This is a genomic window from Microbacterium sp. TWP3-1-2b2, from assembly GCF_049896145.1.
GTDB lineage: Bacteria > Actinomycetota > Actinomycetes > Actinomycetales > Microbacteriaceae > Microbacterium.
The window spans coordinates 2,033,462-2,052,515 of the sequence record NZ_JAFCTS010000001.1; the positions used below are offsets into that span (position 1 = coordinate 2,033,462).

Below are 19,054 nucleotides of genomic sequence, written 5' to 3' on the forward strand. Positions count from 1 at the left end.
CCGTTCTCAAGTTCTCTACGCGGCCACGGCCTCGCCGGAGGCGGCCATGATCATTTCCTTCGTGGCGTCCGGACCGAACTCGGCGGAGATCTGGCCGCGTCGCAGGACGATGATGCGGTGGGCGATGCTGAGGCATTCGCCCACCTCTGATGTCGAATACACGACGGCGAGACCCTCGCGGGCACGCTCGGCGAGAAGTCGGAAGACCTCGCCCTTGGCGCCGATGTCGATGCCGCGACTCGGTTCGTCGAGGAGCATCACCCGCGGATCGGTCGCGATGACCTTGCCGATGACGACCTTCTGCTGGTTCCCTCCGGAGAGCGACCCGATCGGCAGCTCGGGTCCCGGCGTCTTCACGGTCACCGTGCGGATGAGATCCTGAGCGATCTTCTTCTCGGTCCGACGCGAGAGCACGCCGTTGCGCAGCGAGTCGCCGAGGCTCGCGAGGGTGAGGTTCGTGCCGACGTCGAACGTCTGCACGAGCCCGTCGCGCTGCCGATCCTCAGGCACGAGTCCGATGCCGAGCGCGATGCGCTCTGCGATCGTGTCATCGCCGAGGGCGGTGCCGTCCAGCAGGATCTCGCCGCCGTCGATCCGATCGCGCCCGGCGACCGCCTCGAGCAGTTCGGTGCGTCCAGCACCCATCAGCCCGTAGAGGCAGACGATCTCGCCCGCTTTCACATCGAGGCTGAGTCCGTTCACGATCGAGCGCTCCGGGTTCTCCGGATCGAGGACGCGGAGGTCGCGGATGCTGAGGATCGTGTCTCCGAACTCGTATCCGCTGGGTGGCGATCCGAGGTCGAAGTTGTCGCCGACCATGTTCCGCACGATCCACTCGAGATCGATGTTCGACCGCTCGTCCTTCGCGGTCATGGATCCGTCTCGCAGGACGACGGCATGATCGGTGACTTCGAGCGCCTCCTCGAGGTGGTGCGAGATGTACACGATGGCCACGCCACGGGCGGTGAGATCGTGGATGATCCCGAAGAGGATCTCCACCTCGGCTGCCGCCAATGCGGATGTCGGCTCATCCATGATGAGGATGCGCGAGTTCACGGAGAGCGCCCGGGCGATCTCGATGATCTGCTGCTGGCCGACGCGCAGATCGTTGACATGCGTGTCGGGTTCGACGCCGGGAAGCAGATCGGCGAGTAGCTCGCGCGTCTGACGCGCCTCCTCCGCGAAGTCGATCCCGAACGGCCCGGTGATCTCGCGGCCCATGAAGATGTTGTCGCGCACCGAGAGGTTCGGGGCGAGACTCAGCTCCTGATGGATGATCGAGATGCCGCGCTCTCGCGCGTCGTTCGTGGAATGGAAGACGACCGGCTCCCCGTCAAGGATGATTTCGCCGGAGGTCGGCTGCTCAACGCCGGAGAGGATCTTCATCAGCGTCGACTTGCCGGCGCCGTTCTCTCCGAAGAGGGTCGTCACCGTTCCACGACGGATCTCGAAGTTCACGCCCTTGAGCGCTCTGGTGCCGCCGTACGTCTTGACGACGTTGCGCGCCTCGAGGACGACGTCGTCGAAATCTTCGTTCATTGCACGCTCAGTTCGACCGGGGTGACGAGCCAGGAGCTCGGATTGATCAGGGTGAACGCACCGGTGACCTCGATCGTCTTCCCTGTCAGTGCAGCGGTGTCGATGTCGGCGAGCACCTGCGCCTTCAACTCCTCGTTCAATGCAGCGGCGGCGTTCTGGAAGTCGATCTGGTTGACGAACTGCCCGAACTCGATCTCACCCGTCGCATCGCGCAGTTCGGTGCCGTTGATGGCGGGACCGGTCTGCACTCGGATCAGGAGGTCGTCGGGCAGGCCCTCGACGGCCACCTCGTAGATGCCGGATTGGCCTTCGCCGACGACGCCGGTGAACGTCGTGCTGTAGACGGGGCCGCCCGAGCTCTGCACGGCATATTCCTCGGCGGCGGCTGCGGGGTCCTCCGCGACTGCAGCCGCGAGGACGTCCGCCTCGACGGCACGGTCGACGACGTCGGACTGCACCGTGGGAAACTCCTCGGCACCATAGGTGGCTGGATCGAACTTCTCCGTACCCTGCGCAAGAGGGTCATCAGCCGGCACGACTCGGGTACCCAATACCAGGCCGAGGATGACGACGACGATGGCGCCGATCCAGATGCCGCGCTTGGCAGCGGTCGACAGCGGTCGCCGCGGTTTCCTGACCGGCGCACTCGCCGTGGTGGGCGCGGTCACGGGATCAGCACCCTGGACTCGGTGTCGTTCGGTCGGATCTGCAGCTTGCGACCCGAGCCGCGACGGAACAGCTCCAACGCCTCTTCGTAGTCATCGAGGATGAACGAGTGGCTGATCATCGCCTTCGCGTTGATCGCGCCGGCCTCGAACATCTCGACAGCACGGCCGAAGGAGTTGAGCACGGCCATCGTGCCGACGATCGAGATCTCATCGCGGTAGACGCGGAACGGCGAGAACTTGGCGGTGCCGTCAGCGGGAGCGACGCCGAAGTCCTGGAAGAAGCCGGCCGGCTTGACCCGGGTCAGCGCGTCTTCGATGGCGCGCAGGTTTCCGGTGCAGTCGATGACGACGTCCCACTTCTCGCGGTCGGCGTCATCCGCGGATGTGTACCGCAGCTCGATGCCGCATTCCTCGGCGACCGCGAGGCGATCGGGGTTCAGATCGACGATGCTGACCGATGCCGCGCCCGCGCGGGTGGCCAGCTGAGCCATCAGCAGCCCCATCGTGCCGGCTCCGTAGACGAGGACGTGGTCGCCGATGCGGCGTGGCAGCACGTCCCAGCCGCGGATCGCGCAGGCCAGGGGCTCGATGAGGGCGGCCTCGTAGAGGTCTGTCTCAGGCTTGAGCGTGTAGACGTTGCCGGCCGGTGCGGTGAAGAACTCCTGGGACGCACCGTCTGATGCGACGACGCCCAATCCGTTCCAGAATCGGCAGAGGTTCTGGTGCCCGTTGAGGCAGAACTCGCACTCGCCGCAGGTGGTGCTGGGGTTGATCGCGACGTGGTCGCCGACCTTGAAGTCGAACACACCGCTGTTGACGCCATCGCCGAGTGCCACGATCGTTCCCGTCGCCTCATGGCCGGGCACGAGCGGGAAGACAGTGCCCTCGAATTCGCCGTCGAAGACGTGCGTGTCCGTTCCACAGATGCCGACGGCTGCCGTCTCGATCAGGATCTCTTTGTAGCCGGGCGTGGGCTTCGGCCGCTCTTCGAGGGAAAGTCGCCCCTCGGCTGTGAATACAACTGCTCGCATCTTTGCTCCCGATTTGCGTCTCCCGCGACGCGAACACCGTCTCGCCGTTGGGATGTGTCGATGTAACCGCGGGACCCGTGCCAGTGGCGTGAGGTCCCTTGGAGAGGTTCTACTCTCGTGTTACGTTCCTGTGATCAGGTAACATGACCACGTTACATTCACCATACTTCGCGGTATCATCGGGTGTCAAGAAGCCCGCCGATGGCTCCTCTCAGGTCGGTTCATCGGCGAAACGCGACAGTGAAGACCCGCATCGAGGAGATCGCATCATGACTGCAACGACGCACGTTCCCGAGCACATGTTCGCCAATGTGCTCACCCGACCCGGCCACGTCGAACTGCAGGAGCGTCGGGTCCCGACACCGGCAGCGGACGAGGTTCTCGTGAAGGTCACCGCGGTGGGCGTGTGCGGCTCCGATGTGCACTTCTTCCACGATGGGCGCCTCGGCGACTGGGTCGTGGAAGAGCCGCTCGTGCTCGGTCACGAGTCCGGCGGTGTGATCGTCGCGGTCGGCGCGGATGTCTCGCCGGACCGCGTCGGAGAACGGGTCTCGATCGAACCGCAGCATCCGTCGACGACATCCGCCGAGACGCTCCGCGGTGACTACAACCTCGACCCGCACATGCGCTTCTACGCGGTTCCGGGCACGGATGGCGCCTTCCAGGAGTACGTCACGATCCAGAGTCATTTCGCCTTCGCGGTTCCGGACTCCGTGAGCGATTGGGCCGCCGCCCTGCTCGAACCGCTGTCCGTCGCCGTGGCGACAGGGCGCAAAGCCGCCTTCTCGGTCGGTGACCGTGTGCTGATCACCGGCGCAGGCCCGGTCGGTCTCGCCGTCGCGCAGGTCGCCAGGGCGTCGGGCGCCTCGGAGGTCCTCGTCTCCGACATCAGCGAGGCGCGTCGACACGCCGCGCTGCGATTCGGCGCGACCGCGGCTCTCGATCCTGTGGCCGACGCGGATGCGATCCGCACGATCGGCGCCGACTCGTTCGTGGACGCCTCAGGGGCTGCTGCGGCAGTTCGGAGCGGAATCGATGCTCTTCGAGCAGGTGGGCGCGCCGTGCTCGTCGGAATGGGGCTGCCCGAGCTGGCGTTGCCGATCACTCAGATCCAGAACAAGGAACTCGTACTGACGGGCGTGTTCCGCTATGCGAACACGTGGCCGGCCGCGATCGCCCTCGTCGCATCAGGTCAGGTCGATCTCGATGCGATGGTGACCGGCACATTCTCCTTGGACCGGGTCAAGGACGCGCTCGAGTCCACGGCGGATCCGGACACGATCAAGTCGGTCGTGCAGCCACACCGCCGCGGCTAGATCAGCTGGATGCCGGGTAGCTCGACTCACGCAGAAGCCGCGCCAGGTGGATGGCGTTCGTGAGCGCAGTGCTTATCGACGCGCTCACCTTCTCGGGGGTCTGATCCAGGTCCTTGTAGTCGGTGGTGTGCATCGCCTCACCGTTCCAGTACACGCACCCCTGCGCCGGAACCGTGAACCCGACGTCGTTGAGTGCCTGGAACAGCACGGCGGTGATGTGGTGGGCGCCGTCCTCGTTTCCGACGACACCGGCGACGGCGACCTTGTCGAAAAGGATCGGCCGCCCGTCAGCATCCGTCTCGCTCAACTCGGCGTCGAGGCGTTCGAGTACCCGCTGAGCGACGCTCGAATGCTGTCCGAGCCAGGTCGGCGTCACGAACACGAGAACGTCGGCGCTCAGCACCTTCTCGCGCAGCGCCGGCCATTCATCGCCTTCTCCCATGTCTTTCTCCACGCCGGGAAGGATGACGTGGTCGACGGCCCGAACGCTCTCGCACTCCACGCCGCGTTCGGCGAGGAATGTCGAGAGCTGGCCGCCCATCACCTCTGAGCTCGACTCAGCCGGCGATGGCTTGAGCGTGCAGTTGACGACGAGTGCCGTCAACTGCACGCTCGAGACATCCTGGGGGATGTCAGACACGGTTGCGGCCGCCTATGACCCGGAACAGGAAGGCGATCAGGGCGATCACGCCCACGATGAGAGCAACCCAGAGCAGCCAGTTGAGTGCTGCGTTGAGTCCTCCGACGATGGCCAAGACGATCGCGATAACAATGATTACGACAAGTGCGATGTTCATGCTGGTACTCCTGACCTTTGTGGTGAAGGGCGACGGTGGCCGTCCCTCATGTGCGTATAAGAGTGGCAGGTTCGGCGGGTTGCGTCGTGGGGGTTGACGTCCAAATCGCGCGATGGTAATCACGCGGCCCGCGTTGCTGGCCGCGCTACTGCGGGACACGGGCTCTGACACCCGGTCCGCTATTCGGCCGCGCCCGTGCCGTCGGACTCCTCTTCGCTCGCGAGGCGGTCAGCAGTCGCGCTGTCGATGAGACTTTCGTCGATGTCGGGATCGAGCACGGCATCCCCGTCGACATCCATCGTCGCCAGTTCGTCGTCATCATCCGGCGGTGGCACCGGCACGATGTTCGGGTTCGACATGATGGCATCCTTTCGTCTGATGGGACCACGCTAGCCCCGTGAACGGTGCCATCCGATCGGGTTGACCGGTGACAGCTTCGGGGGTATAACTCTCAGCCCGCAGGGGTGCCGAGGCGCTTGCGCATGAAGAGCTGCATCGTGCCGTCGCCCTGATCCACGCTCTCGGTGATCCGATAGCCGCAGCTCTCGTACAGTCGCACGTTGGCCTCACTCAGACTGCCGGTGAACAGCTCGGCCTCGGGCGCTCGGGTGTCGCGTTCCGCGGCCGCGAGCAGGCTTCTGCCGATCCCTGAGCCCTGCATGTCCGGGGCGATGGCGATCCGTCCGATGAGCAGCAGTTCGTCCGTCTCCCTGACCCGGATCGCCCCCACCAGGCGCGAGCCGACCCTGGCGACCCAGCCGTTCGCATCCATCAGCTCGGCCTGCAGCTCCTCGAGGGTCTGCGTGAGCGGGGGCATGTCGGCCGTGCCGTAGATCAAGGCCTCTGATGCGAAGGCCGCCCGCTGGATCGTCAGGACCTCGCCGGCGTCGTTGGGCGAGATTCTCGCCAGAGTGACGTCCGGATCATTCGCCATGCCGTACTCCTTCACGTCGCCGCGCCCACTGCGCGAGGGCGAAGAGCCCAAGACCGACTGCGAGCAGCGCAGCGCCGAACAGCCACACGATCCCGCGCTGCTGAGTCAACAGCAGGATGCAGGACGCGATGCCGAGCCAAGGAACGAACGTCCACACTCGGAAATGGTCGTGCTCGACGCGGTCGCGGCGCAGGACCAGGACGGAGACGTTCGCGCTCAGGAAGACGAACAGCAGCAGAAGCACCACGGTCTCCGCCAGCGTCGCGAGGTCGCCGATCAGCGTCAGCAGCATCGCCACGATGGTCGTGACCAGAATCGCCACCCAGGGGGTCTTCCGGCGAGGGAGCACGCGCCCCAGCCCGCTCGGCAGGAGGCCCTGTTCCGCCATCCCGTAGGCGAGCCTGCTCGCCATGATCATGGTGAGCAGCGCGCCATTGGCGACGGCGACAAGGGCGATCAGACTGAACAGCCAGGATGGCACCCCCACGCCGGTCGCCTCGACGACGGCGAGGAGCGGACCGCTGGACTGTTGAAGCTCTTCCGGGGGCAGTGCAACTGCGCTCGCGAGACCGACCAGCATGTAGACGACCCCGGCAGTGAGAAGGGCGGCGAACAACGCCTTCGGGTAGGTCTTGGACGGATCCTTGACCTCCTCGATCACGTTCGCCGACGTCTCGAAGCCGACGAAGGAGTAGTAGGCGATGATGGCGCCGCCCAGCACCGCGAACCCGGCGCCGGTGCCGTCCGGCGTCTCCATGACGCGTGTGACGTCGCCACCCCCGCCTGCGACGAAGAACCCGACGACGGCGATGACGATCACGAGCCCGCTCAGTTCGATCGCCGTCATCACGAGGTTCGCGCCCATCGACTCGCGGATGCCACGGGCGTTGAGTGCGCCGATGAGAACGAGGAACACCATCGCTGCGAGGATCGGAGGCACGGGCAGGAACGTCTGCAGGTAGTCCCCCGCGAATGCGATCGCGAGTCCGGCCGCACTCACGACACCCGCCGCGAGCATGCTGAATCCGACCAGGAACGAAATGATGCGGCTGCGGAATGCACGCTCCGCGAAGACGGCCGCACCTCCGGCGCGCGGATACTTCGTGACGAGTTCGGCGTACGAGCCTGCTGTCAGAAGCGCGAGCAGCAGCGCCAGCAGGAGCGGTGCCCAGAGCATGCCGCCCACCTGCTCGGAGAGCACGCCCATGAGGGCGTAGATCCCTGCGCCGAGGACGTCTCCCAGGATGAAAGCGAAGAGCATCGGTCCGGAGATCGCGCGACGCAGTCGTGAGGGCGCTGGGGTCTCTTTCGTCATCGTGCAAACCTAAGGCCCGACGCGAATGCTCTCCCAGCCCTTGACAACAGACCGGGTTTCATGTCCCGTCGTCGGTTTCCGTCGCCTTTTCACGTATCTGACGGGCCGCTGCTGCATCGGCCCTGTCCCTGCGCACGACCGTGGCGATGCGTCCGGCGTCGCGCAACGGCAGCTGCACCTGAGTCTCGGCGGGCACGCCGGCGCGGAGCTCACGGATCCGCTCCAACTCCGCGTCGAACTCGACACCGACCAGCAGTGCCATGTTCGCGATCCACATCCACAGCGCGAAGGCGATGATGCCGGCAAAAGAACCATAGACGCGGTCGTAGTTCGAGAAGTTCGCGATGTAGAGACCGAAACCGGCGGATGCGATCGCCAGCACCGCGATCGCCACGACGGCACCAAGGCTGATCAAGCGGAACCGGGGCGGTCGGACATTCGGGGTGAAGTAGTAGAGGAATGCGATGACGAACACGACGAGGAGAACAAGCAGTGGCCATCTCCCGATGCGCCAGACGAAAAGTGCGATCTCGCCCATACCGAGTGCGTTGCCGATCGCGTGCGCGACGGGCCCGGAGCCGACGATGAGCAGTGCGGCGATCACGGCGCAGACGATGGTGACCACGGCGATGGCGAGTTGAGTCAGTTTGAGCGACCAGATGGGGCGCCCCTCCTCCACGCCGTAGATCTTGTTCATCCCACGTCCGAGCACCCCGACGAAACGTCCTACAGACCAGATCGACAGCAGCACACCGAAGACGAGCAGAAGGCCGGACATCCGCAGGTCGGCGAGTTCCTTGAGGAAATCGCCGACCCCGCGCGCCGCTTCCTCCGGCGCGACGGCACGCACGACCTCGAGAAGGATCTGCGCCGTCTCATCGTCGCGCCCGAGAACGCTGAGGATCGAGAACCCGACCATCGACGCCGGCAGCAGAGCGAGGATCGCATAGAAGGCGAGGCTCGCGGCGGTATCGGCGCAACCGTCCGCCGCGAACGCCCGGATGATCCGCCTGATCGCGAAAGTCCATGCGTGTGTGGTCATCCCCACACTCTCGTGCCCCTTCCGGGGAACACGATGCCCCTTGACACTGTCCTCGTCACATTGCTGGATTCAGCTCTGCGGCTCGAGCACCTCATCGACCAAGAAGATGCCGCCGGTGGAATTCGCGGAGTGCATCAGTTCTTCGATCCAGCGCGCGTTCAGCGGCGTGGCATCCGGTTCGTCGAAGACGAATCGCAGCGGTATCGACGGGTGCACCCAGATCGTGGAGCGACCAGCCGGGTCGCCTTCGGCATGCTTCCATGAGAGCGTGAAGGACTCCTGGCGACGAAGCTTCGTCGCGATCACGACTTTGAGGTGCGCCAGCGCGCGATCCTCGATGTGAATCGGGTCCTCAGACCCGCCGTACTGAATTGAGCCCATACGCTGACCGTAGCGCATGACGGAGGGTGTCTCGAACGCCTCGGTCACGCGTCGATGTCGCCTCGCCACGCCCCGCTCTCGCTGCCGCGACGCTCGATGAACTCCTTGAAGTTCTTCAGGTCCTTCTTGACGGCGTGGGAGCCCGCTCCGACGACGGCGCCGATACTCTCCAGAAGCCCTTTCGGCTCCCAGTCGAGTTGCACGGTCACCCGCGTGGACGAGTCGGTGAGCTTGTGGAAAGTGACCGCTCCCGCGTGCTCCGTCTCGCCACCGGTGCTCGTCCAGGCGACGCGTTCGTCTGGATGCTGCTCAGTGATCTCCGCGTCGAACTCACGCTCCGCTCCCCCGACGTTGACCTTCCATCGGGTCAGAGTGTCTGACACCTGTGTCAGTGAGACGACCTCGTCGAGGAACTCCGGAAAGCTCTCGAACTGGGTCCACTGGTTGTACGCCACGCTGACGGGGACGTCGACGTCGATGGTCTCGATGATCTGCGCCATGATTCTCTCCTCTGGTCGGTTGACGTGATCTCCATTCAGCACGATCGTCGCGCGTAGCATCAGGGCCTTGACGTCGCCGCACGGATGCGCGATCGTGTGCATCTGCCGCTCGGACCGATCACTCATGCGATCGCAGCAGGAGCAGGATCCTCCGCAGATGCATGCTGATGACGACGCCGGGGCCGATCGCCTGACCGGAGCTGACGGTCACCTCGTTCACCGTCTCGAGCAGAGCTCGGACCGACCGCGCTGCGCGTTCACGGACCTCATGCGCATCGGCGGAATCGTCTTCTCTCCCGTCGATGCAGTCTGCGACGCGATGGCATGCCTCGCTCAGGGGCTCGGCGAGCGCAGGGTCCAGCCCGAGCCCGCCTGGTCGCTCCCAGATCGCGTCGGCGAGCGTCTCGGAGATGTCGCGGATGCGGACGGCGATCAGCTCCAGCGTCCCCAGCCGGTCGTGGACGTCGGCGGTCCCGTGTCGGCCCCGCATCGCGCGTGGGTTTCCCTTTCGGCTCGTGTCCGCGTCGTCCAGCGCCTGGCGCACCTCCCGCGAGGTGTCGGCCAACGCAGCCGCATCCTGCACCCATCCGTCACGCTCAGGTGGCCACGAATCCGACACCGCCTTGCCGATCTCATGCAGATGTCGCGCGAGCAGTCCGCGAAAGGTCTCTACTCTGGCCGCTGCAGCGGCGGTGAGCGTGCTTGGCGCGATCAGCAGATTGACGGCGAGTCCCACGGCTACTCCGACTGCCATCTGAGTGAGGTATCCCAGCGAGTAGTCGTCCGAATCCTGACCGCCGACGATCAGCACGAACAGCGCCGCGATCGGCACATATTCCCGTCCCACGCCGAACCAGCCGGTACCGGACAGCAGAACACCGACTCCGGCGACGATGGGTATGGACCACCAGGTCGGTCCGACGGTGACGACGACCAGCAGGGCGAGGGCGATGCCTGCCACCAGTGCGAACAGCGTCTGCAGGCCCGACTTGGCAGACTCCATCAGCGTCGGATACATGCTCAGCAGGGCACCGAGCGGGGCGTAGTACGGGTACTCGTCCGTCACGCCGGGCGTGTACTGGGCGACAGTCCAGGCGATCCCTACTGCGAGCGCCGTCTTCGCGGCGATGAGCAGGCGCGCCGAGCTGACGGCGTTCCTCAGCGACTCAAACCGTTCGCCAGGCATGCTCAGTCATGTCTGCTCCGGCCTGCGGTCCCATCTGCAGCATGCCGCCATCGATGACCAGCGATGTGCCGGAGATGTACGCAGCCTCTGGTGACGCCAGGAATGCGATGAGCGCGGCGACCTCGCGGGCGTCGCCCGGCCGACCCAGCGGAATACCGGGGCGATCCTTGTGCCTCGGATCGCTGTCGGTCTGATCGGTCATCGACGTCGCGATCTCGCCCGGGGCCACGCTGACCGCACTGATGCCATGTGCACCGAGCTCGAGAGCCAAGTTCTTCATGAGCCCGCTGAGGCCATGCTTCGCCGCGTCATACGCACTCGATCCGACCATGGGCTGATGTGCATGCACACTCGTGACGGCGATGAGGCGTCCACCTCGGCCGGCTGCGACCATCGAACGAGCGGCGCGTTGCAAGCACACGAAGGCGCCGGTCAGGTCCGTGTCGAAGACGCGGTTCCACTCCTCGAGAGAGATATCGAGGAAGGGGGTCCGTGTGCCGATGCCGGCGTTGTTCACGAAGACATCGAGACCACCGAGCTCATCGATCATTGCGTCGATCACATCGCCGCAGGCCGGGATGTCGGTCACATCGAGCTGAGCGACGATCGCCCTGGAGCCATGACTGCGCACCTCGGCTGCGGTCTGCTCCGCCCCTTCTCGATCGGTGTGCCAGGTGACGCCGACTTCGAGGCCCGCAGCGGCGAGTGCGACCGCGGTCGCACGGCCGATTCCGGAGTCGGAGCCCGTGACGATCGCGCGACGGGGTTGGGGGTCAGCTTTCATCGTTCGCTCCGAATCTACTCATTGCGGTGCTTCAGTCTCGCCCCCGGTGACCAGATTCTGGTCGGGGGTTGACAGCGTCCCTGGCAGTCACATTCCTGATGAGCGCGACGTCTGCGGCCGCCGAATGCGACTGTGCCCGCGACGACAGCTGTTGTCAACCCGATTGGCGTCGCAATGATGATCTGCGAGTGTCACCGTAACGAGACGGAGGAAGACATGAAGGCACTCACCTGGCAGGGCAAGCGCAACGTCACAGTCGAGGAGGTGGAGGATCCGATCATCGAGCAACCGACGGATGCCATCATCAAGGTGACCTCGTCGGCGATCTGCGGCTCGGATCTGCACCTGTATGAGTTGCTGGGGCCATTCCTCGACCGCGGCGACATCCTCGGCCATGAACCGATGGGCACCGTGGTGGAGGTCGGGTCAGACGTCACGCAGCTCGCCGTCGGCGATCGCGTTGTGATCCCCTTCAACATCTCCTGCGGACACTGCTTCATGTGCCGCCACGGTCTGCAGTCGCAGTGCGAGACCACGCAGGTACGCGAGTACGGCAGTGGCGCCTCTCTTTTCGGATTCTCGAAGCTGTACGGCCAGATTCCGGGAGGCCAGGCCGAGTACCTGCGCGTGCCGCTGGCTGATTACAACCACATCCGCGTCGGGGCAGATCTCCCCGACGACCGATATCTCTATCTCAGTGACATCCTGCCGACGGCATGGCAGGGCGTCGAGTATGCGCACGTGCCCGACGGCGGCACGCTCGCCGTGATGGGACTCGGTCCCGTCGGTCAGTTCGTCTCCCGCATCGGCATCCACCGCGGATATCGGGTGCTCGCTGTGGATCCCGTCCCGGAGCGCCGTGCCATGGCAGAGCGCCACGGTGTGCTCACGTACGATCTGACGGACTCGGTCGTCGACGAACTGCGTGATCTCACGGATGGGCGCGGAGCCGATTCCGTCGTCGACGCCGTGGGACTGGAAGCGCACGGCAACGGCGCGGCGGAGTTCCTTCAAAGGGCAGTCGGGCTGCTTCCGGATGCTGTCGCCAGGCCCATGCTCGACAAGGCCGGCATCGATCGTCTTGCTGCGGTCTACGCCGCGATCGACCTCGTACGCAGAGGCGGGACGGTCTCGCTCAGCGGGGTGTACGCCGGCGACGCCGACATACTGCCGATGAAGACGATGTTCGACAAGCAGCTCAGCCTGCGCATGGGCCAGTGCAACGTCAAGAACTGGGCGGATGCGATCCTGCCTCTCGTCGAGGACCCGGCAGACCCACTCGGCGTACTCGACCTCGCGACGCACCATGCGTCACTCGATGAGGCACCGGAGCTGTACGGGAAGTTCCAGCGCAAGGAGGACGGTTGCATCAAGGTCGTGTTGAACCCCTGACGAGCGCGTTTAGGTCCTCCCGGTGAAGACCCAGTCGGCGACCGCGGGGATGTCCACGCCGTGTTCGCGGGTGTGGCGAAGCGCCTCGTCACGCGCCGCAGTGAGGTGCGCGCGGACATCCTCACGTTCGTCGGCAAGACCGGGCACGAGGTCGATCGCATCGATCGCAAGCCGATACCTGTCCATGTCGTTGAGCATGAGCATGTCGAAGGGCGTTGTGGTCGTGCCGCGCTCCTTGTAACCGTGAACGTGCAGGTTCTGGTGCCCGTTCCGCTTGTACGCGAGGCGGTGGATCAGCGCCGGATAGCCGTGATAGGCGAACACGACCGGGCGGTCGGTCGTGAAGAGCGCGTCGAACGCCGCATCGTCCAGACCGGCAGGGTGGTGCTGCGACGACTGCAGCGTGGCGAGATCGACGACATTCACGACGCGGACCTTCAGCGCCGGGATGCGGTCGCGCAGCAGTTCGGCAGCCGCGATGATCTCCTGCGTCGGTACATCGCCCGCGGCGGCGAGCACGACGTCCGGAGTCTCATCCGCTGCCGTGGAACCGGCCCACGACAGCTCTCCCACCCCGCGGCGGACGTGCTCCCGCGCCTCGTCGAGGCTCATCCATTGCGGCGCAGGCTTCTTTCCTGCGACGACGACGTTGATGCGGTCGGTGGCTTCGAGGCACTGTGCCATCGTCACCAGCAATGTGTTGGCATCGAACGGGAGATACACACGCACGACATCGACGCTCTTGTTCAGGACGAGATCGATGAACCCGGGGTCCTGATGCGTGAATCCGTTGTGATCCTGCTGCCATACGTGACTCGACAGCAGATACGTGAAGGAGGGCAGCGGTTCGCGCCACGAGACGCCAGCACACGCCTCCAACCATTTCGCGTGCTGGTTGAACATCGAATCCACGATGTGGATGAACGCCTCGTAAGAGGTGAAGACGCCGTGTCGTCCGGTGAGGGTGTACCCCTCAAGCCACCCCTGGCACAGGTGCTCACTGAGCACCTCCATCACCCGCCCATGCGGTGCGAGGTGCTCGTCCACCGACTCCGTGCCGGCATTCCACTGCTTCTGCGTCGCGTCGAACACCGCCGGAGCCAGGCGGTTGGACTCGAGCTCGTCGGGACTGAAGATCCGGAACGTCTCCGGATTGCGGCCGATGACATCGACGAACCAACCGCCGAGGACCTCGGTCGCACCGGCCTCGGACCCGCCAGGAGAGCCGACCTGGACGGCGTGGCCATCGAGTCCCGGCAGATCGAGTGCCCGACGAACCGCCCCGCCGTTGGACTGAGGGATCGCGCTCATGCGTCTCGTGCCGCGAGGCCCCCATCCGGCGGTCGATTCGCGCGGGGATCCGGCGTCGTCGAAGAGTTCCGCAGGCTGGTATGAGCGCAGCCATTTCTCCAGCATCCGCCGATGGTCTTTATCGTCGCGCACATCGGCGAGGGGCACTTGGTGAGAGCGCCACGTGCCTTCGACGGGCTTTCCGTCGACCTGCTCAGGCCCGCTCCAGCCTTTGGGTGAGCGCAGGACGATCATCGGCCATGGGCGGCGCGAACCATTCACCGCCCCGGCGCGCACCCGATCGATGCCCTCGAATGCTCGGTCGAGCGCCGCAGCGAATCGTTCGTGCACCACATCGTGGGATTCGGATGCATCGATCGTCACGAAGATCGGGTCGTAGCCGTATCCGGTCATCAGCGCGGCCAGCTCCGCTTCCGGAATCCGTGCGAGGAGCGTGGGATTCGCGATCTTCCAGCCGTTGAGATGCAGGATCGGCAGCACGATGCCGTCACGTCGGGGATCAAGGAACCTGTTGCCATGCCAGGCCGCAGCCAGCGGCCCCGTCTCCGCTTCGCCGTCCCCGACGACGCACACGACGGTGAGCTCTGGGTCGTCGAGAGCGGCACCGAAGGCGTGCGCGAGCGAGTAGCCGAGCTCTCCTCCCTCCTGGATGGATCCAGGAGTCTCAGGAGCGGTATGGCTGGGAACGCCACCCGGATAGGAGAACTGCTGGAAAAGCTCCCGCATGCCCTCGGCATCCGGTGTCACTTTCGCATGGAGCTCCGAATAGGTGCCGTCGAGCCAGGCATTCGCATTCATCGCGGGACCGCCGTGACCGGGGCCGGCGATGAAGAGCACGGGCTCGTCGCGCTCGACGATGACACGGTTCAGGTGCGCATAGACCAGGTTGAGGCCCGGCACGGTTCCGAAGTGACCCAGCAGACGGGGCTTGATGTCTTCGGCGACAAGCGGCCGCTCCAGGGTTGCGTCGTCCTGCAGATAGATCTGCCCGACACTCAGATAGTTCGCCGCGCGCCACCAGCGATCGATCCGATCCAGCGCTTCACCCTTTTCAGTCATGTTCCCCTCGATACGCAGGTTCTCTCGGACTGTCAAGTGCCCGCTTCGGAGTGAATCAAGAGCGCAGCGGCACGCGGACGTCACTGCCGGCCTCGTGGGTGAGCCGTTCCCCCATCTGCACGAAGGTCGGCTCGGAGATGAAGCCGCCAGCGAAGAGCGCCTGTCCCTGTGCGAATCCCTGCGCCTGGCGGATGTCCTCTTCCGGGACGAAGCCGAACACCTCGGCGAGCTCAGCGATGTCGCGCGGGGCATTGACGCGCATGAGGCCGAGATTGTCGCACTGTGAAAGCACGTTCGGATGGATCTTCGTCGGCCTTTGGGTGGACAGGAGGAGCCAGAGCCCGAACTTGCGTCCCTCTGCCGCGATCTGCACGAGTTGCTCGGTGAGGGCCCGTTCCACGGCGGTGCGCGGCTCCGGCGAGCAGAGGTTGTGCGCCTCGTCGATCACGATCAGGACGGGTCGTCGGCTCTCCCTCCGCGCCCAGAGCTGCTCAAGAACCGCGAGGGCTGCGACTTTGGGCTCTGCCGGGTGATCGAAGCCTCCGAGATCGAGGACCGTCGCCATGGGACGCTCCTCAATCGCATCGACGACAGATCCTGCACCTCTGGACCACAGGTGCCATTCGAGAACCTGCAGGTTCTCCATCCGGTTCGCGAGCCGGATGCGCGCCGGATCACCCGATGCGCGCAGATCCGCGAGTAATTTCGCCGCGTCGAACTCTGTGGTGTCGGTGTTCCAGTGCAGCAGGACGTTGTACTCCTCGGCATCCGCGATCGGATCAATCTGCAGAACCGCCGCCTTCGCCGCCGGGGAGAGATCGAGATATCGGACGTGCAGCGGATCGCCGTCAGCACCGCCGGATCTGAACACGCGAATGTCGCGGCCTGAGATGTGCGCGGCATGTTCGGCCGCGGCCCCTGCCCTGGCCTCCTTCAACCGCACATAATCCGCGTTGGGGTCGAAGACGAGTATCGGCAGCTCAGTGTGCAGCAGGAGTTGTTCCAGCACGACGCCGAGAGCGTAAGTCTTGCCGCTGCCGCTCTGTCCGCACCAGAAGGTGTGACGGTTGAATCGACGAGGATCCAGCTGGGCAGGCGTCGCCGGGTCGGCGACCTTGACACCGATGGTCAGAGGGATCATGCGTGCCTTCTCTCTCGCGTGTGCGTCCAGCATGCCCTGAACTCGTGCGCGACACCATCACCGTCTCAAGTGACTCCTGCCTGCGACGAAGGCGCCGATGTCATGAGGCAACTCGCCTTGAAAGGGTGACGCGGGCGCGTGCCGCGCACTCGCGAGTGACACCCTGAGCGATGCCAGCAAGTTCCGTGGCGTTGGCCTCGGGCCAGGTTCCGCTCGCCCGTGGAGATGAGTGAGCGTACGCATGAGTTCCGACGGACCTGGAAGCAAGCCGCAGGTGTCCTCCCCTGCGCATTCCGCGAGATCGACGCCGTCTTGGCGCACGGGCTACTGGCTGATCATCGCACTGCTCGTTCTCACGTACGTTCTGTGCGCCGCTCAGGTCACGAACGATCCGAGCCCGTCCGCGTTCCTGGTGCAACTCGTCACGGTCGCCGCCGTACTGCGGGTGACCGAGGTACGCGCCGATGTGCAACGCATCGCGTGGCTGGTGCTCTCGATCGCGGGTGCCGCGATCATCGTCGTCACCATCCTGGGTACGAAAGGGTTGGTTCTCGACATCGTGTTGTCGGCGGCTTCGATGATCGCGTTCTTCGTGGCGCCGGTCGCGATAATCCGTCACCAGGTCACGCGACGCGGCCTCGACATCGAGGCTCTGCTGGCGGCGACTGCCGCGTATGTGCTGGTGGGAATGTTCTTCACACTCTTGTATAACCTGGTCGGGCTGCTGACCGTTGCACCGATGTTCGGGAGTGAGAGCCTCGATTCGCTGTCCAGTCAGCTCTTCTTCTCGTTCACCACCCTCACGACCACGGGGTACGGCAACATCGTGCCGGTATCCCCTGAGGTGCAGGGAATCGCCGTCGCCGAGGCGATCACAGGTCAGCTGTTCCTCATCACCGCCGTGGCGCGGATCATGCGCGGAGCCCGACGCCCGCCGTTCGAGGGTGGGTCTGCTCGTGGGCTCACTTCTGACACAGTCCCGAAGGAGGAGCCGTGAAGAAGTGGAACGTCGTCGTCGTCCTCGGTGCGGCGCAGTTCGTCATGGTGCTGGACGGGACGGTCATGAACGTGTCGATCTCGACCGTCGTGGACGACCTGGACACGACGGTGGCGGCGATGCAGGCTGCGATCACGTTCTACACCCTAACCATGGCGGCTGTCATGCTCTTGGGGGCGAAGCTCGGCGACGTCTGGGGACGTCGTCGGGCGTTCGTGATCGGCTCGTGCATCTATGCGATCGGCTCGCTCATCACGGCCTTGAGTCCGACGGTGGCGTTCCTCTTTCTCGGCTGGTCGGTCATCGAGGGGCTGGGGGCGGTGCTGGTGATCCCTGCGATCGCCGCCCTCGTCGCCGACAATTACCAAGGTCGCGATCGGGTCACCGCCTTCGCGGTCATCGGCGCCGTTTCGGGTGCGGCCGTCGCCGCAGGGCCTCTTATCGGTGGCGCTGTGACGACGTACTTCAATTGGAGGTACGTCTTCGTCGCCGAGGTCGTGATCATGGTCGGCGTCGTCCTCTGTGCGCGCATCGTCACCGATGCCACACCGCGGCAGAGGGTGCGTATCGACATCGGCAGCGTTCTACTGTCGTCCGCCGGCCTTGTGCTGATCGTCTTCGGCATGCTTCAGAGCAAGACCTGGGGATGGATCATCCCGCTGCACACGCCTGAAGTCGCCGGGGTTGCCCTGGCCCCTCTCGGCATCTCTCTCACGGCATGGTGCATCGCGCTGGGCGGCGTGCTGATCTCATTGTTCGTCGCGTGGCAACGCCGACTCGTCGGCGAGGGGCGGTCGCCGCTGCTGCAGACGGCGTTGTTCTCGATCGCACCGCTGCGCAGCGGTCTTTCGGTACTCGGGGCCCAGTACGCGGTGACCGCCGGACTCTTCTTCATGGTGCCCGTCTATCTGCAGATGACGCTGGGGCTGGACGCACTGGAGACGGGGATCAAGATCTTCCCCCTCTCGGTGTCGTTGATCCTCTTCTCGATCCTCGGCACGCGGCTTTCCGGCAAGTGGTCACCTCGTCGCATCGTGCGCGTCGGGCAGTTGATCCTGGTGCTCAGCGCAGTACTGCTGCTTGCCGCAGCGACGAGCGATCTGCGTGGCGCCCTGTTCGCCACCGGCATGTTCCTCGCCGGTAGCGCCTTGGGCCTTCTCGCATCGCAGCTCGGCAACGTGAACATGTCGAGCGTGACCGAGAAGGACACCAGCGAGGTCGGTGGGCTCCAGGGTGTCTTCCAGAACCTCGGCTCATCGCTCGGCACCGCGCTGATCGGATCGATCCTGATCGGTGCGCTGTCGACCTCGTTCGCCTCAGGAGTCGCCGACAGCGATCTTCCGGAGGACGCACGCGCCACCGTGGCTGCAGCCACCGACAGAGGAGTCACGATCGTGCCCGCCGCAGAGGTCGCAGGGCTCGCCGAGCAGGGTGGGCTCAGAGAAGAGGAAGCGGACGAACTCGCTGAGATCTACCGCGAGTCTCAGCTGTCATCGCTGCGCGTGGCGTTCGTCGGCCTGATCGTCATCAGCCTGATCTCGCTGCTTTTCTCTCGCGGAATTCCGACCGAGGTCGCGATCAGGCGAAGAGCGATCGCGGCCGAGGGAGGGTGACGCGCCGCTCGCGCGGATCGCACGCCGACATCAGACTCGGCGAGGAGT

19 protein-coding genes are annotated in these 19,054 nt (G+C 65.1%); 4 read left to right on the forward strand and 15 right to left on the reverse strand.

Features of this window, described 5'->3' with window-relative positions; genetic code table 11:
* Positions 1 to 15 precede the first annotated feature (15 nt).
* Genes ACP7AR_RS10070 through ACP7AR_RS10080 form a run of 3 tightly spaced genes read right to left on the reverse strand, consistent with a single transcriptional unit; the run spans position 16 to position 3,238 of the window.
* A complete protein-coding gene (locus ACP7AR_RS10070) occupies positions 16 to 1,539 on the reverse strand; it encodes a sugar ABC transporter ATP-binding protein (RefSeq protein WP_426185289.1) in 1,524 nt (507 codons plus the stop codon).
* Positions 1,536 to 2,207 carry a DUF2291 family protein gene (locus ACP7AR_RS10075; protein ID WP_426185291.1) on the reverse strand — a complete coding sequence of 224 codons (672 nt, stop codon included), beginning with the start codon at positions 2,205 to 2,207 and terminating at the stop codon, positions 1,536 to 1,538. The genes ACP7AR_RS10070 and ACP7AR_RS10075 overlap by 4 nt, the downstream gene beginning before the upstream one ends.
* Entirely contained in the window at positions 2,204 to 3,238 is a 1,035-nt protein-coding gene (locus ACP7AR_RS10080) for a zinc-dependent alcohol dehydrogenase family protein (protein WP_426185293.1), read from the reverse strand. Before ACP7AR_RS10080 ends, ACP7AR_RS10075 begins: the two co-directional genes overlap by 4 nt.
* Before the next feature lie 269 nt (positions 3,239 to 3,507).
* On the opposite strand from ACP7AR_RS10080, the gene ACP7AR_RS10085 reads away from it, so the two are divergent.
* The gene (locus ACP7AR_RS10085; protein ID WP_426185295.1) at positions 3,508 to 4,554 is read left to right on the forward strand and encodes an NAD(P)-dependent alcohol dehydrogenase; all 1,047 of its coding nucleotides are present in this window, start codon (positions 3,508 to 3,510) and stop codon (positions 4,552 to 4,554) included.
* Between the two features lies 1 nt (position 4,555).
* On the opposite strand, the gene ACP7AR_RS10090 is transcribed toward ACP7AR_RS10085, so the two are convergent.
* From ACP7AR_RS10090 to ACP7AR_RS10135, 10 genes are all read right to left on the reverse strand, one after another.
* The gene (locus tag ACP7AR_RS10090) at positions 4,556 to 5,194 is read right to left on the reverse strand and encodes a flavodoxin family protein (RefSeq protein ID WP_426185297.1); all 639 of its coding nucleotides are present in this window, start codon (positions 5,192 to 5,194) and stop codon (positions 4,556 to 4,558) included.
* Positions 5,187 to 5,351: a hypothetical protein gene (locus tag ACP7AR_RS10095; protein ID WP_243228339.1), complete on the reverse strand. Its 165-nt coding sequence runs from the start codon at positions 5,349 to 5,351 to the stop codon at positions 5,187 to 5,189. Before ACP7AR_RS10095 ends, ACP7AR_RS10090 begins: the two co-directional genes overlap by 8 nt.
* 179 nt (positions 5,352 to 5,530) lie before the next feature.
* On the reverse strand, positions 5,531 to 5,710 hold the full coding sequence (locus ACP7AR_RS10100; RefSeq protein ID WP_426185299.1) for a hypothetical protein: 180 nt from the start codon (positions 5,708 to 5,710) through the stop codon (positions 5,531 to 5,533).
* Between the two features lie 92 nt (positions 5,711 to 5,802).
* Entirely contained in the window at positions 5,803 to 6,285 is a 483-nt protein-coding gene (locus tag ACP7AR_RS10105; protein WP_426185301.1) for a GNAT family N-acetyltransferase, read from the reverse strand.
* The gene (locus ACP7AR_RS10110) at positions 6,275 to 7,600 is read right to left on the reverse strand and encodes an APC family permease (protein WP_426185303.1); all 1,326 of its coding nucleotides are present in this window, start codon (positions 7,598 to 7,600) and stop codon (positions 6,275 to 6,277) included. The genes ACP7AR_RS10105 and ACP7AR_RS10110 overlap by 11 nt, the downstream gene beginning before the upstream one ends.
* 58 nt (positions 7,601 to 7,658) lie before the next feature.
* Positions 7,659 to 8,642 (reverse strand): YihY/virulence factor BrkB family protein, encoded by a 984-nt coding sequence (locus tag ACP7AR_RS10115; protein ID WP_426185305.1) that lies wholly within the window; start codon positions 8,640 to 8,642, stop codon positions 7,659 to 7,661.
* Between the two features lie 69 nt (positions 8,643 to 8,711).
* Positions 8,712 to 9,023, reverse strand: coding sequence for a hypothetical protein (locus tag ACP7AR_RS10120; protein WP_426185307.1), 312 nt, complete (start codon positions 9,021 to 9,023; stop codon positions 8,712 to 8,714).
* A gap of 44 nt (positions 9,024 to 9,067) precedes the next feature.
* A complete protein-coding gene (locus ACP7AR_RS10125) occupies positions 9,068 to 9,523 on the reverse strand; it encodes an SRPBCC family protein (RefSeq protein ID WP_426185309.1) in 456 nt (151 codons plus the stop codon).
* A gap of 118 nt (positions 9,524 to 9,641) precedes the next feature.
* Positions 9,642 to 10,709, reverse strand: a complete 1,068-nt coding sequence (locus tag ACP7AR_RS10130) for an FUSC family protein (RefSeq protein ID WP_426185311.1) — start codon at positions 10,707 to 10,709, stop codon at positions 9,642 to 9,644.
* A complete protein-coding gene (locus tag ACP7AR_RS10135; protein ID WP_426185313.1) occupies positions 10,690 to 11,493 on the reverse strand; it encodes an SDR family oxidoreductase in 804 nt (267 codons plus the stop codon). The genes ACP7AR_RS10130 and ACP7AR_RS10135 overlap by 20 nt, the downstream gene beginning before the upstream one ends.
* A gap of 216 nt (positions 11,494 to 11,709) precedes the next feature.
* On the opposite strand from ACP7AR_RS10135, the gene ACP7AR_RS10140 reads away from it, so the two are divergent.
* Positions 11,710 to 12,885, forward strand: coding sequence for an alcohol dehydrogenase catalytic domain-containing protein (locus tag ACP7AR_RS10140; RefSeq protein ID WP_426185315.1), 1,176 nt, complete (start codon positions 11,710 to 11,712; stop codon positions 12,883 to 12,885).
* A gap of 9 nt (positions 12,886 to 12,894) precedes the next feature.
* Here ACP7AR_RS10140 and ACP7AR_RS10145 read toward each other — a convergent pair whose 3' ends face one another.
* Entirely contained in the window at positions 12,895 to 15,255 is a 2,361-nt protein-coding gene (locus ACP7AR_RS10145; protein ID WP_426185317.1) for a phosphoketolase family protein, read from the reverse strand.
* A gap of 55 nt (positions 15,256 to 15,310) precedes the next feature.
* Positions 15,311 to 16,396 (reverse strand): ATP-binding protein, encoded by a 1,086-nt coding sequence (locus ACP7AR_RS10150; RefSeq protein WP_426185319.1) that lies wholly within the window; start codon positions 16,394 to 16,396, stop codon positions 15,311 to 15,313.
* Positions 16,397 to 16,637: 241 nt separating this feature from the next.
* Between ACP7AR_RS10150 and ACP7AR_RS10155 the strand changes: the two genes are divergently transcribed.
* A complete protein-coding gene (locus tag ACP7AR_RS10155) occupies positions 16,638 to 17,393 on the forward strand; it encodes an ion channel (protein ID WP_426185321.1) in 756 nt (251 codons plus the stop codon).
* Entirely contained in the window at positions 17,390 to 19,006 is a 1,617-nt protein-coding gene (locus tag ACP7AR_RS10160) for an MFS transporter (protein ID WP_426185323.1), read from the forward strand. The genes ACP7AR_RS10155 and ACP7AR_RS10160 overlap by 4 nt, the downstream gene beginning before the upstream one ends.
* The last annotated feature ends 48 nt before the right edge of the window (positions 19,007 to 19,054 follow it).

Excerpts from the sequence above, each read along its gene's own strand:
- ACP7AR_RS10100 (WP_426185299.1), bottom strand. The coding sequence starts at position 5,710 with ATGTCGAACCCGAACATCGTGCCGGTGCCACCGCCGGATGATGACGAC.
- ACP7AR_RS10125 (WP_426185309.1), bottom strand. The coding sequence starts at position 9,523 with ATGGCGCAGATCATCGAGACCATCGACGTCGACGTCCCCGTCAGCGTG.
- ACP7AR_RS10130 (WP_426185311.1), bottom strand. The coding sequence starts at position 10,709 with ATGCCTGGCGAACGGTTTGAGTCGCTGAGGAACGCCGTCAGCTCGGCG.
- ACP7AR_RS10145 (WP_426185317.1), bottom strand. The coding sequence starts at position 15,255 with ATGACTGAAAAGGGTGAAGCGCTGGATCGGATCGATCGCTGGTGGCGC.
- ACP7AR_RS10085 (WP_426185295.1), top strand. The coding sequence starts at position 3,508 with ATGACTGCAACGACGCACGTTCCCGAGCACATGTTCGCCAATGTGCTC.
- ACP7AR_RS10115 (WP_426185305.1), bottom strand. The coding sequence starts at position 8,642 with ATGACCACACACGCATGGACTTTCGCGATCAGGCGGATCATCCGGGCG.
- ACP7AR_RS10135 (WP_426185313.1), bottom strand. The coding sequence starts at position 11,493 with ATGAAAGCTGACCCCCAACCCCGTCGCGCGATCGTCACGGGCTCCGAC.
- ACP7AR_RS10140 (WP_426185315.1), top strand. The coding sequence starts at position 11,710 with ATGAAGGCACTCACCTGGCAGGGCAAGCGCAACGTCACAGTCGAGGAG.
- ACP7AR_RS10105 (WP_426185301.1), bottom strand. The coding sequence starts at position 6,285 with ATGGCGAATGATCCGGACGTCACTCTGGCGAGAATCTCGCCCAACGAC.
- ACP7AR_RS10110 (WP_426185303.1), bottom strand. The coding sequence starts at position 7,600 with ATGACGAAAGAGACCCCAGCGCCCTCACGACTGCGTCGCGCGATCTCC.
- ACP7AR_RS10150 (WP_426185319.1), bottom strand. The coding sequence starts at position 16,396 with ATGATCCCTCTGACCATCGGTGTCAAGGTCGCCGACCCGGCGACGCCT.
- ACP7AR_RS10095 (WP_243228339.1), bottom strand. The coding sequence starts at position 5,351 with ATGAACATCGCACTTGTCGTAATCATTGTTATCGCGATCGTCTTGGCC.
- ACP7AR_RS10070 (WP_426185289.1), bottom strand. The coding sequence starts at position 1,539 with ATGAACGAAGATTTCGACGACGTCGTCCTCGAGGCGCGCAACGTCGTC.
- ACP7AR_RS10080 (WP_426185293.1), bottom strand. The coding sequence starts at position 3,238 with ATGCGAGCAGTTGTATTCACAGCCGAGGGGCGACTTTCCCTCGAAGAG.
- ACP7AR_RS10155 (WP_426185321.1), top strand. The coding sequence starts at position 16,638 with ATGAGTTCCGACGGACCTGGAAGCAAGCCGCAGGTGTCCTCCCCTGCG.
- ACP7AR_RS10120 (WP_426185307.1), bottom strand. The coding sequence starts at position 9,023 with ATGGGCTCAATTCAGTACGGCGGGTCTGAGGACCCGATTCACATCGAG.